Source organism: Streptomyces sp. NPDC006733 (assembly GCF_040636125.1).
GTDB lineage: Bacteria > Actinomycetota > Actinomycetes > Streptomycetales > Streptomycetaceae > Actinacidiphila.
Window position 1 is genome coordinate 158,109 of sequence record NZ_JBEYJD010000013.1, and the last position, 14,710, is coordinate 172,818.

Here is a 14,710-nt window from a genome sequence, read left to right on the forward strand (position 1 = left end):
GCGCCGCATGACAACTCCCTCGCACGCCGTATGACCGCCCCGCATGACCACCCCGTCGAAAGGCAGCATCCCCATGAGCAAGCTCAGCAACAGGACCGCGCTGGTCACCGGCTCCGGCCGCGGCATCGGCCGGGCGATCGCCCTCAAGCTCGCGTCCGAGGGCGCGAACGTGGTGGTCAACGACCTCGACGCGGAACCGGCCGCCGAGACGGTCGCCGCCGTCGAGGCGCTGGGCGCCCGCGCGGTCGCCTGCGTCGGCAGCGTCACGGATCCCGGCTTCGCCGACGACTTCGTCAAGACGGCGGTGGACGCGTTCGGCGGCATCGACATCATCGTCAACAACGCCGGCTACACCTGGGACAACGTCATCCAGAAGATGGACGACGAGCAGTGGGACACCATCCTGGACGTCCACCTGAAGGCCCCGTTCCGCATCCTGCGCGCGGCCCAGCCGATCCTGCGGGAGCAGGCCCGGCGCGACGCCGAGGCGGGGACCCCGACCGTCCGCAAGGTCGTCAACATCTCCTCCGTCGCCGGGCTCGGCGGGAACGCCGGGCAGGCCAACTACGCGGCGGCCAAGGCGGGCGTGACCGGCCTGACCAAGACCCTGGCCAAGGAGTGGGGCCGCTACAACGTCACCGTCAACACCGTCGCCTTCGGCCTGATCAGCACGCGGCTCACCGAGGCCGCCGCCGACGGCAACAGCGTGATCGACATCTCGGGCCGCCGGATCGCGGTCGGCGTCAGCCCCGGGCTGCTCGCCGCGGCGGAGCAGCTGATCCCGCTCGGCCGCGCCGGGACGGTCGACGAGGCGGCCGGGGCGGTGTACCTGCTGTGCGCGCCCGAGTCCGACTACGTCAGCGGGCAGACCCTAGTGTGCGGGGGCGGCTGGACCAACTGAGCGGCCGCCGGAACGCCTGGTGGGGGCCGGGACGCCGGACGGGAGCCTGGACGCCTGCTGGGGAGCCGGAACGCCGGACGTTCCGGCTAGGCTGAACGCACCACACCCGATCGAGAGGGCCGCGCGTGACGGCACCGCAGACCGATGCCGGCAGGCCCCGGCCCGGGACCCGGCCGGCGAACCGGCGGGAACTGGTGCTGGCGGCGGCCGGGAAGCTGTTCTACGACCGCGGCTACGACCAGGTGAGCATGGGCGACATCGCCGAGGCGGTCGCCATCGGCCCCTCGGCGCTCTACCGGCACTTCAGCAGCAAGCAGGAGCTGCTGTTCGAGGTCATGAAGTCGTCCCTGGCCCTGATCACCACCCGGCTCGAGGCGATGAGTTCACCCTTCCGGCCCGACTGGACGCGTGACCTCGTCGCCGCCGGCGCCGACGTCCGGCTGGGCCTCCTGTGGCAGCGGGAGACCGGCCACCTGTCCGAGGCGCAGCGCACACTGATCCACACCACGATCAGCGCGACCGGCCAGCTCACGACGGACCTGATCCTGCGCACCCGCCCGGAGCTGTCGCCGGACGAGGCCGACTTCCTGGCGTGGGGGACGCTGACCGTCCTGCTGAGCCCCGGGTTCCAGCGCTCGCGCGACACCGTGGACCCCGCGCTGATGGCCGCCATCGTCTCCGCCGTCGTCCACTCCCCCGCCCCGGTGCCGCAGGACCGGCCCGTCGGCCCGTCGCTCGGGCTGCAGCCGCGGTCCCGGCGCGAGCGGCTGCTCACCGAGTCCGTCCGCCTGTTCGCCGCCCGCGGCTATCCCAACGTCGGCATCGAGGACATCGGGGCCGCGCTCGGCATCGCGGGCCCCAGCGTCTACAACCACTTCGCCACCAAGGCCGACATCCTGGTGACGGCCCTGACCCGCGGCTGGGCCTATCTGCAGATGGACCTCGGCGACGTCCTGGCCTCCTCCCCCGACACCCGGACGGCACTGCGGGGCATGATCGACTCCTATGTGCGGCTGGGAGTGCGCCACCCGGAGATCGTCAGCCTCATCCTGACCGAGACGCGCCACCTCCCCGAGGACTCCAGGAACATGCTGCGCCAGGCCCAGCGCGAGTACCTGGCCGAATGGGTCGCCGTCGTCCGCGCCAACTCCCCCGACCTCACCGAGTCCGAAGCCCGCGCCCGGCTGGCGGCCGTCGTCGCCCTGGTCAACAACCAGGTGCGGACACCGCACCTGCGCGACCGCTTCGACATGGCACCGTCGCTCGCCGCCCTCTGCACCCCACTGCTCACCCCCCGCTGACCGGGACTACCGCCCGGCGGCGGCCATGTCCCCGGTGTCGGCCGACCCCGGGACGGCGTCGAGCGCGAGTCGGGCCTCGACGCGGCCCGCACAACGGCCACGGTGGGGGCAGCCCCCGGCCGGATACGGCGATGAGCCCCGTCGCCGTCACCCGCCCTCTCCAGCAAGCTTCTTGCCAACGGGGCGGACCGCTCTGCGGATCGGCCGAATGACACCTCATGAGGTCGGGATGCAGCGCATGCGGCAGGTGCCGGTCACGGTGACGACTGCGGTGGCGGTGCTCGCGGCGCCGACGGCCGCGCTGGCCGCGTCGGGTTGCACGAAGGGCTGGACGACATCACCGCCACCAGTGCCGTAGGCGCGCTGATGGAGGTGCGGGACGGGCGCCGCCAGGTCACGATCGCGCTCACGCCCGACTTCCGCGGCGACCCCGACGACGCCGTCGACGCGCTCCTGAACAAGGTGTTCTGCGACTGACCACCCGCCTCGGCCTCCGTCACGCCCCCCGCACGCCACCCCGCCCCAGGCTGCGGTACATCACCACCGCCACGCACGCCACGACGGGCACGACCACGGCCGGCACGGTCATCCAAGGGATCCTCGTCCACACGGCCACGAGCCCCACCCCGAGGCAGACGGAGGCGATGGTGATGAGCATCCGCCTGCCGTACGGGTTCCAGGTAAGGGGCGCGACAGCACGGCCGTTGATCAGTCGCACCGCCCCGAAGACGAACGTCAGGACGGCGAGGAGCCCGGCGACCAACCCGATGGCGGCGTTCATCTGGAGCTCGTCACGGGGCGCGTCGGACGTGTTCTGCCGGACGCCGTCCTTGGCGAGCGCGACGATGGTCCGGCGCCAGACGGTGCCGGTCACCTCGTCGCCCTGATGCAGCGTCTCCAGCAGCGGCCCCGGATCACCGAACTCCACGGCACCCCGCCAGGAGGTCCCGTCCTTCAGGTCCGCGCGATACGTGGTGGACCTCCCGCTGTCCTTGACCACGGTCTTCTCGACCGTGTACTGCCAGCTGCTCCGGCAGTCCGTCTCGGCCCGGACCTGCGCGCTCGCAGCCGCCGGGCACGCCCCGGCCGCCTGGTAGGCCCGGTAGCGCTCCCCGTCGGCGGGCAGCCACCGCGCGAAGGCGAGAACGCAGAGCGCCGCCGCGACCAGCGACCCCAGGACCAGCAACCCGCCCAGAAGCCGGGCCCGGCCGGGCGACGACCGCCTCACTGTGCCTTGCGCTGTCTTCCCCGTGCTGTGTGTTGTGACCATCGTTCGCTGCGCTGGCATCGCACACCCCCTGCGCCACATCCTCCACCCGCCGGGAACGGAGGGGCGAGCAGGGGTGCGCGTCGGTCTCCGACCCCGTCTACTCCGGTGTTTCCGGGCAGACGCTGCCGAGCCAGAGGGTGTCGCGGGCGCGGGTCATCGCGACGAAGAGCTGTCTGCGGGCGAGTTCTCCGCGTTCGCGCGCGGTCTCGTTCTTCTCCTCGAACACGCGCAGTGCGGCGTCGTGTTGCGGGAGATAGACGTCCTTGAACTCCAGCCCCTTGGCGCGCCGATAGCTTCCGAGCTTCACGGCGTCGACCGTGTGTCCGTCGTAGCGTTCCAGCGGGCAGACGGGAATCCCGGCCTGCTCGAGGAGCCGCTGGTAGTGGGAGACATCGCGCAGGGACGGACAGAGCAGTGCCGTGTCACCCCACTCGCCGGCCGTCACGGCATCCTGCGGATCGCCACGGCGACGGAGGGCGTCGAGGAGGGCCTGGTCGTGGTCGGCGATCGTGTGCTGCACGACGCGGATGACCCGGCCGTCGTGGTAGGTGAGGTCGACATCCCGGCGCCCCGGAACGCGCGTGCCGTCGATGTCCTCGAAGGCGTCCCCAGCGACGATGCTCAGGGCAGCGTCGAGAATCTCCTCGGCGTTGCGGTAGTTGGTCCTCAGCACCTGACCGCGATCGCCGCGGATGTCGACACCGGCGTCGGACAGGCGGAACCCGCCGGGATAGACGGCCTGCTGGCCGTCGCCGACGACGAGCAGACCGTTCGGGGCGTCACCGACAAGGGCGTGCAGCAGTCGTACCCCGACAAGGGTCAGATCCTGGACCTCGTCGGCGATGACCGCTGCGTACGGTGAGCGGTCGGGGTGGGCGCGGACCTCGGCGTGGGCGAGGGTGAGGATGTCGTTGAAGTCATGGACCCCGCGCTCGGTGCGATGATGCTCGTACGCCTCGAACAGCGCCCACACGGCCTCGCGGTGGACGCGCCGCAGCCCGGCAAGCCGGCGGTGCCTGGGCAGTACCGCGTACTGATCGAAGTCGGTGATGCCCCGCCCTTTGATGACGTAGTCGATCTCCTCGCGCCAGTACTGCGGCGCGGGGTCGATCTCCGTGAGGCAGCTGTCGCGGCCGACGTTCTTCCACGCGTGGCTGAAGGCCGTCTGCGCCTTGTCGCCGTGCAGGCGGGTCGGGACACCCCGCTCGTGGAGAAAGTCCTGCGCCCAGGCGTGGAGGCTGTGGAAGTGGACGCGGTCGGCCACCGCCGGGGCCATGGTTCTCAGGAACGTGCGCTGCACCCGGGGCAGGTTGTTGGCGAACGTGACGTACAGGATCTGCCCGGTGGTCCGCTGCGCGAGGTAGGCGGCCCGGTGCAGCGCCACCACCGTCTTGCCCGTACCGGCGGGGCCGCTGATCCGGGCGGGCCCGGACCACCTGCGGCGTACGAGCGCGATCTGGTCGGGGTGCAGGAACGTCATCCACTGCTCGATCGGCCCCCGCCGCGCCGCCTCGATGGCAGCGTCACGCAATCCGTCGGCGTCGAACAGCCCGTCGGGAGCAGCGCCCTGTGGCACGGACTGCCGGGAAACGGCCGCAGCGCCCGTTCCGGATCGGGCGGCCGCTTCGACGGCCGATCCCTCGTAGGCGGGAAAATAGCCCTCGAGATAATCAGCGACAGCGCGAATCACCTCAGCACGCAGCCGGTGCCGCTCGGACAGCAGCGCCGACCCCACCTCGTGCTCACCCAGCAGCCGGATCCGCCCCAGAGTGCTGTCGACTCGATGGCCCGCGAAGACCATCAGCGGCTGTATCGCCACCGGTGACAGACCGAGCCGCGCCACAGCGCTCTCGGTCGTCCGCGTCACGGCCAGCAGCTTGCCCGCGTCGCTGTCCCGGGATTCACCGCCGGCACCCAGATGACCGCCCGTGACCTCGGGCGCGGAGCGCCAGTTCTTCACGTCGATGACGAAGACCCCGCCAGGACCGACGAGCAGCATATCGACGTTGCCGGACCGGGTCCCGGGCCACCGCCGGTCCACCAGCAGGCGCCAGCCACGCTCGGTCAGTATCAGCAACTGAGCGGCGACCCGCCGCTCCCCTTCGCTCGCCGCCTCCCAACAACGGGCCTGCCGCCGCGCGGCCTGCCATTGCTCGCGCAGCTCACGCTCCTGCCGCCGAGCCTCCTGAGCCCTGCGCGACGCCGACCCACCCGCTGCCATACCTGCCCCCCTCGCACGCGGAGTGACGATGATAGAACGCTGCGCACACATCCCGACAGACAGCACCGGCCCCCGCCTGCCGACTCCGCGGGGCGTGCAGGCTTCCCGTCATCGGAAGTCCTCGTATAGCCCGTTGTCGCTCACCGTGCCTTCGTTGCCGGTGATCCGGCGCAGTACCTCGTCCCCCTGCGGTACTCCCACGTCGCTGAGAAGACGTGCCAGGTTGACACCGACGAAGCTCCGGTCGTCCGGCGTGAGGGACTGCAGAGTCGCGGCAAGGGTGCGTTCCCAGCTGTCCCGGTCCGCGAGGAGATCACGGTGGGTCACCGTCCAGTCGAGCACCTCTTTCGCCTGTTCCGGCTGGTGCAACAACCAGAGGGCCGCCAAGCCGACGGGACCGCCCGCAACCACCTCCCGGTAGAAGCGGTACGCCTCGCGGTGGGCCTCGCCGAAGCCCGCCGGCAGGAGGGGTTGCGCACCGGTTCCAGGCGTGGGCAGGAGCGCGGCCGGTGGGTCCAGGAACCAGTAGATGAGGCCGGACCCGTCGACCGCCTGTGCCCGCCCGGGTGGTGCGACCTCGGTCGTACCGAGGTGCGGCGGCGGCTTGCGCAAGGGGTCTGCGGTACCGGGGAGGGTGGCGTTCTCGCTGATGTGAGCGGCCACCAGGTGCCGGGCCCGCTCCTCAGTGATCTGGTTCCTTGCAGCGATGACCGGATCGCTGACCTTCCATGCCACTCCGTAGCGGGCTGGAGGCTTCGGAGGGCGGCGCGGGATGTCGATCGCGATGTGCCGCTCCGTGAGCGAGACCCACATGATGTCGGTGAACTCCTCCTGGCGCACCGCGCGCAGGGTCGGGCGCGGATAGCCCCAGTAGTCGTCGTCGCCGGGTGGCACCATCGCGTCGTCTCCATCGGCCGCGAGGAACACCAGGGCCCGGTCGTCCGAGGTGCCGAGATAACGTCGAAGCAGCTGCCAGGTGGGTGAGGAGTTCAAAGGCGTGAGGACCGGACCGGTCATGAGAAGGGCCCTTCTGCTGGTGTGGATGTACGGGCGCGGTGGCGGCGCAGGATGAAGCGCAGGACACCGCGGTGGCTCCGGGCCACCTCGGACAGTGCGAGAAGGAAGTCGGAGACAGCGGCTCGCTGTCGTGGTTCCGGGTCGCTTTCGATCAACAACAGGCCCCTGGAGGCCGATTCGTGGGTGACGGGGTCGTCCAGGGCTGCGACCACGAGGTCGAGGGATCTCTCCGGGTACTGCGCGAGCAGGTCCGCGAGGCGCAGACGGCGCGGGCCCGGCGCGCCGGGCAGCGGGAAGGTCGCCAGACTCATCGACTCGATGGCGTGCACCGCCATGGCGTGGCGCTGCGTGCCCGGACCCGCCCCCTGCCACTCCCGCAGGCAGTCGAGGACGAGGGGGTGGTTGGTGTCCTCGGAGAGCAGCGTGCTGAGCGCGAAGGACACGGCGGCGCGCAACTTCTGGTCCAGGTCCGTGTCCGTCTTGCTGAGCAGGGCGTCCAGGAGTTTCAGTGCGGTGACGGGACGGGCCAGACCAAAACTTCCCGCACATGTCTCGGCAACAGTGCAGCGCAGAGGTATGGGGGCGGCCCGGCTCCACTGCCGGAGTTGTTCCCGTACGACGCCGGTGAGGGCGGGGTATTGGGCCATCTCTCCGAGCGCGTAGGCCACCAGCCGACGGTGCCAGCGCTTCTCCGACCCGGCGAAGGACACCAGTTGCAGCAGCGCGTTCGGGCCAGTCGCATGAGCCAGCACCTTGCCGATCGCCTGGCCCGCCGCCAGTTCGATGCCAGCGCGGTGAGGGGTTTCGCCCAGGGCTCGCCACAGCAGCGACGCCATGCCTTCGTAGTCCAGCCACAGGCACCGGAGCAGTGCATCCGACCGATGACGACCGGTGAAGACGACCGGCTGGACCGGGTAGCGCTGCGCCATCCCGAAACGGGTCGGTAGGAGACGTGCGCCCACCGCCTCCAGCCGGTCTTCGAAGGCCGGTCCGAGAACATCGCGCCGCTGCGGTCCTTCGACGTTCGACCCGGGGACGTCGCGTTCGTCGAGGTGGGGGCGCAGGATCGCGCCGAACTCCTCGATGACCGTGCGGTCCTGGTCGGCCAGCAGCGAGATCGACGCCATGAGGGAGATGTGGTCGACCTGGTGGCAGGATGCCGCCAGCGCCTCGCGGGCTGCGGCAGGGCTGCCGGTCTGCAGGTCGTGGAGTACGGAGGCGATGGGCTTTCCGGACGCGACGAGATCACGCAGTCCGTCCGCCACGTCGACACCGTCCTGTGGCAGCGCGTGAGCCCGCAGATGGTCGGTGAAGCTCGGGGCGAAGAGGTGTCCCCGTGCTTCGGCGCACTGGTCAGGGGTGAGCTCCCCGGCATCGGTCATGATGCTCAGGCGTTTGGCGGCTACATCGGTCGCGTTCGGCGGCAGGTGCACGACCTGCCAAGGTGTCGTGCCGCTGGGAAGCGCAGTCTCCATGCGTACCGTGATGACCAGATGGGCACCCAGATCGCGCAGCTTCGCGGCCAGTTCCCTGAGCATTACTCCGCCGAGCATCGCGGCGGCCTGTGGGGACAGCCCCTGAAGGAGATAGCCGCGTCCCTCCGTGGGATGCCAGCGCCCGAGGTCGTCCCGAACGTCCAGCCCGGTGATCCCGTCGGCTCCGTGCCGCTCCGCCAGCAGGGCGAAAGCAGCGGTGCTCACACCTGTGCCGCTGCCGGCCCTCATCATCAGGACATGGCCGTCCAGAGTCTTTCTGCACTGAGCGTGGGTGGGTGGTTCGACAAATCCCAGCAAGCGATTCTGGATGTCGTCCACGAGATAGGGGCCTTCCCGCAGACGGGGCTTGATGATGCGGTCCATCGCCACGTCGTCGGGGCCGGCGTTGAAGTTGTACACGATGGCGTCACGCCCGATGCCGCCCATGATCGCCACGCCCTGGTCCACCCGCTGCTGGTTGTCGCGGTAGACGCTCCCCTGATCCGGTCGGGCGCCGGTGTCCGGGGCACCGGCGCCATGTGCGGTATCCGCGCCGGCGCTCATCACTGGTCCCGCGCCTCGCCGACGCGCTTGTCGCCTGCCACGTTGTCGCCGCCACCCCAGTGCTGGTTGGTGCCGCGGTACGAGGTCGACGAGTCGGTGTACGTCATGTCATGGCCGACGTTCCCCATCACAGCGGCTCCCTTCCCCACGCGCTGGGTGTTGCCGTCGTAGTGCGTACCAGGCCGAGCCACCGGGTCCTGATCCTGGTCGGCCGACGCGCCGTCCTCCTCTGCGAACTGCTCGCGCGGTTGCACACCGGCCTGGAGGAGGTTCCCGGAAGGCGACGGGACGTACAGCCAGGCCCGCTGCGCGAAGTTCTTGCCCTCCACGGTGGCCGGGACCTCCACGCAGCGGTCGGGGTGCAGTCCGGTGTACCCGCCGAGCACGGCGTCCTCGTAGACGCGCTGGGAGATGATCGCCACCAGATGCGTGATCTCTTCGCTCGCCGCGGCCAGGATGGCCTTGACCGGCCGGGAGTCCAGCAGGCGGTGCGTGTCGTTGCGGGCCGTACCGTTGCCGTCGCCGGGCTGGTCACCGTCCGGCAGCGGTCCGACGTGCACGCTGGCTCGCAGCCGGATACGGGGGCCCACGCACTGCTTGTTGTACGCGCCGAGGATGTCGTCCAGCACGCCCAGGAACGGCCAGAGGACAAAGGGCAGCAGCGCCGGGTCGAACCCGAACACCATCCCGTCCCCGGTGTTGGCCGGAAACCTTTTGGAGTCGCGCAGTTCGTGCAGCCCCGCTCGTTCCAGGGCCTGGTCGACGAGTTCCGGGATCAGCTGGCTCACCGGACCGTGCTGCACGGCGGGAAGGCCCGTGAAGTCCTTGGCGTCGACGGCGAACAGAGCCCGGTAGGGAGGAAGCGGCCGGCTCTTGGCGTAGGGGGTGGGAACGGGTGCGGACATGCGTGATCTCCTCGTGGACGGTGGGGCGGTGACGGAGTCGCCGACCGACTGATTCGAGGTTCCGCCGGACCCGTCCGTCCGAATGCACAGCGCAGGGCACTGGGCGTGTGTCGCACATCACAGGGTGGGGAGGGTTGGCGAGCGACCTACTGCACGGATGCCGCCCAGTCCCGCAGCGCATTCATGTCCTTGATGACGATCACCCTGCGGGCGGTCTCCACCGCGCCGGACTCCCGCAGCCGCTGCAGTCCGATGGTGACCGCGTTGCGGGTCACTCCGGTCGCTTGGGCGATCTCCTCCTGGCTCAGGCCGGTCAGCCGTACGTCGCCGCGTTCCGGACCGGAAGCATTGAGTTCGGCCAGTCGCAGCAGGGCCCGAGCCAGCCGAACGACCAACGGCAGCGTCAGCAATTCGGTGCGGTGTGTATCGGACTCCCGCAGCCGTGACAGCGCCTGACGCATCAGGTCCATGACGAGCCGGCGATCCTCGATGAAACGCAGAAACCGGTCCGCCTCCAGCACCACAGCCGTGCAGGGCGTGAGGGCCACCACCTCCGCCGTGCGCGGGGTGCCGTCAAAGACCGATACCTCGCCCAACAGGTCGCCAGGTCCCCGGAAGGCCAGCCAGCTCACCCCACCGTCCGGCTCCCGGCGCACCACCTTGGCCAGGCCCGCGGTGAGGGCGAGCAGGTGCGTTCCCGCAGACCCCTGCCGCAACATCACGCTGCGTTCGCGGAAGGCGCGGGTCGCCCCTTGGCCCCGAAGCTCTCGCCATGCCTCATCGGACAGCACTCCTGCTCTCCCCCCCCGCTCTGCACGCGGCCGCTGTGTTTCGGCCACCTCGGAGTTCTACGCCCTTCCGGTGTCACCGGCGGTGCGGTCGGAGAACTTTGTCCGGTAACGGCCGCTACCGGCGGAGCTTCGGGCCGTCACTCGACGTGAACTGCGCCGACCACCGATGAGTTCTGCGGGGAGGGCGGGTCTACCTCGCTGTACAGACCCGGGCCTTTGAACTGGAGACACACCATGACCACTCCCGCACACGCCGGCCGCATGCTGTTCGTGAACCTGCCCGTGGCGGACGTCGAGCGCAGCAAGGGGTTCTTCGCTCGGCTCGGGTTCGGGTTCAACCCGATGTTCACCGACGAGACCGCGGCCTGCATGCAGGTCGGCGAGCAGGCGTCCGTCATGTTGCTCAGTCACGAGAAGTTCGCGCAGTTCTCCAAGCTGCCGCTGGCCGATCCGACCACGCACACGCTGGCGCTCTACTGTTTCAGCGTGTCGACCCGCGACGAGGTCGACACGGTCGCCGAGGCCGCGGTTGCCGCGGGCGGCACCGAGGCGGATGGGCCGGAGGACCATGGCTTCATGTACTCGCGCAGCTTCTTCGACCTGGACGGCCACGGCTGGCAGGTCATGTGGATGGATCCGTCGAGCGCCCCGGGCAGCACGGATTCCGCGACGGAGGCGTGAAGACTGCGGGGTCGGGGCGGGGCCTGTTCCGTCAGCGGTTGAAGTGCGCCGGTCCGAGAGTCCGGCGGAGGCGGCAGCGTCCGCCGGTGCCAGTCCCCTGGTGAGCAGTCCGCGAGCGTGGCGCAGGCGGAGCAGGCGCTGATAGGCGCTGGGCGGCAGGCCGTACTCCTCGCGGAACGCGCGGTAGAGCGCGAACCGGCTGCAACCCGCGGCCGCGGCAGGGTTGTTCGCCGCGAGCGCGGGATCGAGCGTCGAGGTCGTGCAGTTCGCGGACCGGTTCGGCGTCGAGCTGCGGTCCGGTGCGCCGGCTGCTGCCGAATCCGGTGCGTGGCCGGCCTGCGGTGCGTGGCTGGTCAGCGGCCGGTAAGTGGGCGGTCAGCGGTGTCGGGGAGCTTGTGAGCGGCGACCGGTTTCGGGCCCGGGCGTTACGTGCACAGGGAGCACGCGATGCGGAACACCACCGTCCTGTGGCGGAGAACCGGCGCCTGACTCCCACGCACAAACCCCGCCAGAAGCACACCTTGAGGAGAACTCCGATGACCCTTCACACCCAGCCGCCGCGTCCCGTCCTGGTCCGCGCCGAGCAGGCCGAGACCCTGCAGGACGGCGCCACCAGCCTGATCACCCTGCTGGCCGACGCGGGCGACACGGGCGGCGCGCTCACCGCCAACAAGGCCACCTTCGAGAAGGGTTCGCCGGGCGCCCCCGCGCACTTCCACACAAAGGCCACGGAGCTGTTCTTCGTACTCGACGGCACGATGCGCATCCTCGTCGAGAACGAGGTGCTGACGCTGGAGAAGGGCGACTTCCTCACCGTGCCCCCCACAGTGCCGCACGCCTTCGCGCCCGCGCCGGACAGCACGGCCGAGTTGCTCGTCGTCTTCACGCCGGGCCTGCACCGGTTCGACTACTACCGACTGCTGGAGCGTGTGTACCGCGGCGAGGCGACCGTCCAGGAGATCAAGGACAGCTCGCAGACCTACGACAACCACTACTTCGACAGCCCGGAGTGGCAGGCCTCGCTGGCCGAAGCAGCCACGTTCGGCAGCGAACTCTGAAGAGCCGAGCCCCGATTCCCCACATCGACAGGCCCTTCAGACGCTGAGAGAGTTGCTTCCGCTTTGCCCGACATCACGTCCGAGCGCACCAAGCGCACCACCAGACCACCGCGCCGCCGTCTGGGGCTGACCCTGGCCCTGCTGGCGTTCGCCCAGCTGATCATCTCCATCGACTACAACATCGTCTACGTCGCACTTCCGGAGATCGGCTCCGGACTCGGCTTCTCCCCGCAGAGCCTGCAGTGGGTGATCAGCGCCTACGCAGTCGCCTTCGGCGGGTTCCTGCTGCTCGGCGGCCGGGCGAGCGACCTGTTCGGGCCGCGCCGGATGTTCGCACTCGGCCTGGCCCTCTATGCCGGGTCCTCGTTGCTCGGCGGCATGGCCACCGACCCCGGGACGCTCATCGCGGCGCGCGCCGCGCAGGGCATCGGCGGCGCGTTCCTCTTCCCCGCGACCCTGACGCTGGTGTCCACCAGCTTTACCGAAGGCAAGGAGCGCAACCGGGCGTTCGCCGTGTGGGGCACCGCGGGCGGTAGCGGGATGATCCTCGGCTCCCTCCTCGGGGGCGTGCTCACCGACGCGTTCGGCTGGGAGGCGGTCTTCTACGTCAACGTCCCCCTCGCCGGAGCGGCCGCCTTGCTGTCCTTCCAGCTGATAGCCCCCGACGCGCCGCGCACCGGCGACCGGCCCTCGTTCGACCTGACGGGCGCGCTCACCTCCACGGTCGGTATCACCGGGCTGGTCTTCACGCTCGTCCAGGGTCCCGAATCCGGCTGGACCTCCCCCCTCGTGCTCGGCGCCGCGCTCTCCGGCGTCCTGCTGCTCACCGCGTTCGTCGCGGTCGAGGTACGGAGCACGCAACCGCTGCTGCCACTCGGCCTGTTCCGCAACCGGAACCTGGCCACCGGCAGCGTCATCACCTTCCTCTACATGGGCACCTTCGGCACCCTGCTGTACTTCCTCACCGTCTACTTCCAGAGCGTGCAAGGGTACGGCCCGATGACCACCGGTCTCGCGTTCCTCGTCCCGATGGTCGCCATCGCCGCCGGGGCGCAGACCGCCGGTCGGCTCGCCACCAGGTACGGCATCCGGCCGGTCATGATCGCGGCGCTGGCGGTGGGCGGCGCCGGCACCGTGCTGGTCGCCCTGACGATGTCGACCGGGGCGTCCTACGGGACCCTGGTTCCGGGCCTGATCGTGCTGGGCATCGGCCAGGGCGCCGGCTACACCCTGATGTTCGGCGCCGCAGCGCTCGGCGTTCCGGCCGACGAGCAGGGCATCGCCTCCGGCGTCGCGTCGACCAGCCAGCAGATCGGCGGCGCCGTCGGCCTCGCCCTGCTGGTCGCTGTCGCCAACTCCGGCCTCGACGGCCTCACCGGTGAGGCGCTCCGCTCGGCGACCACCGACGGCCTGCGCAGGGCGGTACTCATCGCGGTCGGCGGCATCGCCCTCACCGCCCTGGCCGCACTCGGCCTGCGCAGGCCCGCATCCCGCGAGGTCGGCCAGGACACCGCCGTCGCATCCCATCCGACCGTCCACGTCTGATCCGCTGTGCCGCGCGTTGGCGATCGCGGGCCCCTCCGGTGCACCGGAGGGGCCCGCGACGACGAACGTCCTGCGGACGGCCCGCGGGCGCGGGACCGACGGCGACAAGCGCTGTCACCGCAAGCGCCGCAGGGAACCCTGGCCACCCTGCGGTCGTCAATCGGCCGTGCCGGGCTTGACACCCCATACGTAGACCCGGTCGTCCTCCGCGAGGAGGTCCCACAGCTTGGCCGCGTCGGCCACGGTCAGGTTGACGCAGCCTGCCGAGCCTCCGCCGTCGTAGAGGTCGCCGGGGTGGCCGTGGAGCGCCTGTCCTCCGTCGAAGAACTGGGAGTACGGCATGGGGGCGTTGTCGTAGATCGTGGAGACGTGGTCGCGGTCGCGCCAGTAGATGGAGTGCCACCCCGGGCGGGTCTCCTGCGCGTCACGGCCCGTCCGGATGGGCACCGGTCCGAAGACGACCCCCTTGCCCTTCTGCACCCAGAGCAACTGCCGGTCCATGTCGACGCACGTGACGCGGGTGGTCGCGACCGGGCAGCGGCCCGCGGCGTTCGGGTCGGGGGCCGCTTCGACGACGAGCACGGTGCGGTACGTGCCGAGGTCGGCGAAGCCGTCGGCGCGGGGCCGGCCGTGCGCGGTCTGGAAGGTACGGATGGCCCGGCAGTCGTCCGTGGACTGCCGGCCGTCCACGGGCCGGCCCAGGTGCTTCTCCAGCTGCCGCTGGTACGGGCCGGCCGGCGCCGTGCACGCGGGGTCGTTCACGGGGGCGGCCGCCGAGGGGACCGCAGTACACAGCAGTGCCGTGGCCGCTGTCGCGACCACGGCACCGATGAGGCTGTTGGTGCGCACTGCCGGACCTCCTGCAGGATCGGGAACCGCGTCCTGCAAGCGCTCGGCGGTGGCCCTCGGACCCGGCGAGCCGGAACCAGGCCTGCTGCCAGGCGAAGCGGGCGAGCTCGCGCTTGTGGAAGAACTTCCGCT

At 70.5% G+C, this 14,710-nt stretch carries 13 protein-coding genes and 1 pseudogene; 6 read left to right on the top strand and 8 right to left on the bottom strand.

The window, feature by feature from the left end; translation table 11 throughout:
* Positions 1–43 precede the first annotated feature (43 nt).
* The 3 genes from ABZ721_RS14410 (at position 44) to ABZ721_RS14420 (ending at position 2,679) form a co-directional block, all read left to right on the top strand.
* Entirely contained in the window at positions 44–901 is an 858-nt protein-coding gene (locus ABZ721_RS14410) for an SDR family oxidoreductase (RefSeq protein ID WP_358788934.1), read from the top strand.
* Between the two features lie 125 nt (positions 902–1,026).
* Entirely contained in the window at positions 1,027–2,202 is a 1,176-nt protein-coding gene (locus ABZ721_RS14415; protein WP_358788935.1) for a TetR/AcrR family transcriptional regulator, read from the top strand.
* A 315-nt stretch (positions 2,203–2,517) separates the two neighbouring features.
* A complete protein-coding gene (locus ABZ721_RS14420) occupies positions 2,518–2,679 on the top strand; it encodes a hypothetical protein (RefSeq protein ID WP_358788936.1) in 162 nt (53 codons plus the stop codon).
* Between the two features lie 19 nt (positions 2,680–2,698).
* On the opposite strand, the gene ABZ721_RS14425 is transcribed toward ABZ721_RS14420, so the two are convergent.
* The 6 genes from ABZ721_RS14425 to ABZ721_RS14450 all read right to left on the bottom strand — a co-directional run bounded on the left by ABZ721_RS14425 (position 2,699) and on the right by ABZ721_RS14450 (position 10,445).
* Positions 2,699–3,388, bottom strand: coding sequence for a hypothetical protein (locus ABZ721_RS14425; RefSeq protein WP_358788937.1), 690 nt, complete (start codon positions 3,386–3,388; stop codon positions 2,699–2,701).
* Positions 3,389–3,569: 181 nt separating this feature from the next.
* A complete protein-coding gene (locus ABZ721_RS14430) occupies positions 3,570–5,693 on the bottom strand; it encodes a UvrD-helicase domain-containing protein (RefSeq protein WP_358788938.1) in 2,124 nt (707 codons plus the stop codon).
* A 108-nt stretch (positions 5,694–5,801) separates the two neighbouring features.
* On the bottom strand, positions 5,802–6,710 hold the full coding sequence (locus tag ABZ721_RS14435; protein ID WP_358788939.1) for a hypothetical protein: 909 nt from the start codon (positions 6,708–6,710) through the stop codon (positions 5,802–5,804).
* Complete coding sequence (locus tag ABZ721_RS14440; RefSeq protein ID WP_358788940.1) at positions 6,707–8,749, bottom strand: hypothetical protein; 2,043 nt, start codon at positions 8,747–8,749, stop codon at positions 6,707–6,709. The genes ABZ721_RS14435 and ABZ721_RS14440 overlap by 4 nt, the downstream gene beginning before the upstream one ends.
* Positions 8,749–9,654, bottom strand: a complete 906-nt coding sequence (locus tag ABZ721_RS14445) for a hypothetical protein (RefSeq protein ID WP_358788941.1) — start codon at positions 9,652–9,654, stop codon at positions 8,749–8,751. The genes ABZ721_RS14440 and ABZ721_RS14445 overlap by 1 nt, the downstream gene beginning before the upstream one ends.
* A gap of 146 nt (positions 9,655–9,800) precedes the next feature.
* Positions 9,801–10,445, bottom strand: coding sequence for a Crp/Fnr family transcriptional regulator (locus ABZ721_RS14450; protein ID WP_358788942.1), 645 nt, complete (start codon positions 10,443–10,445; stop codon positions 9,801–9,803).
* 234 nt (positions 10,446–10,679) lie between these two features.
* On the opposite strand from ABZ721_RS14450, the gene ABZ721_RS14455 reads away from it, so the two are divergent.
* Positions 10,680–11,126 (top strand): VOC family protein, encoded by a 447-nt coding sequence (locus tag ABZ721_RS14455; RefSeq protein ID WP_358788943.1) that lies wholly within the window; start codon positions 10,680–10,682, stop codon positions 11,124–11,126.
* Between the two features lie 51 nt (positions 11,127–11,177).
* On the opposite strand, the pseudogene ABZ721_RS14460 reads toward ABZ721_RS14455, so the two are convergent.
* A pseudogene (locus tag ABZ721_RS14460) lies at positions 11,178–11,345 on the bottom strand (helix-turn-helix domain-containing protein); the annotation flags it as partial.
* 317 nt (positions 11,346–11,662) lie between these two features.
* Between ABZ721_RS14460 and ABZ721_RS14465 the strand changes: the two are divergent.
* Positions 11,663–12,184 (top strand): cupin domain-containing protein, encoded by a 522-nt coding sequence (locus ABZ721_RS14465; RefSeq protein WP_358788944.1) that lies wholly within the window; start codon positions 11,663–11,665, stop codon positions 12,182–12,184.
* A gap of 63 nt (positions 12,185–12,247) precedes the next feature.
* The gene (locus ABZ721_RS14470; RefSeq protein WP_358788945.1) at positions 12,248–13,729 is read left to right on the top strand and encodes an MFS transporter; all 1,482 of its coding nucleotides are present in this window, start codon (positions 12,248–12,250) and stop codon (positions 13,727–13,729) included.
* A 156-nt stretch (positions 13,730–13,885) separates the two neighbouring features.
* Here the strand turns inward: ABZ721_RS14470 and ABZ721_RS14475 are convergent, their stop codons facing one another.
* Positions 13,886–14,578 carry a L,D-transpeptidase gene (locus ABZ721_RS14475; protein ID WP_358788946.1) on the bottom strand — a complete coding sequence of 231 codons (693 nt, stop codon included), beginning with the start codon at positions 14,576–14,578 and terminating at the stop codon, positions 13,886–13,888.
* Between the last annotated feature and the right edge of the window lie 132 nt (positions 14,579–14,710).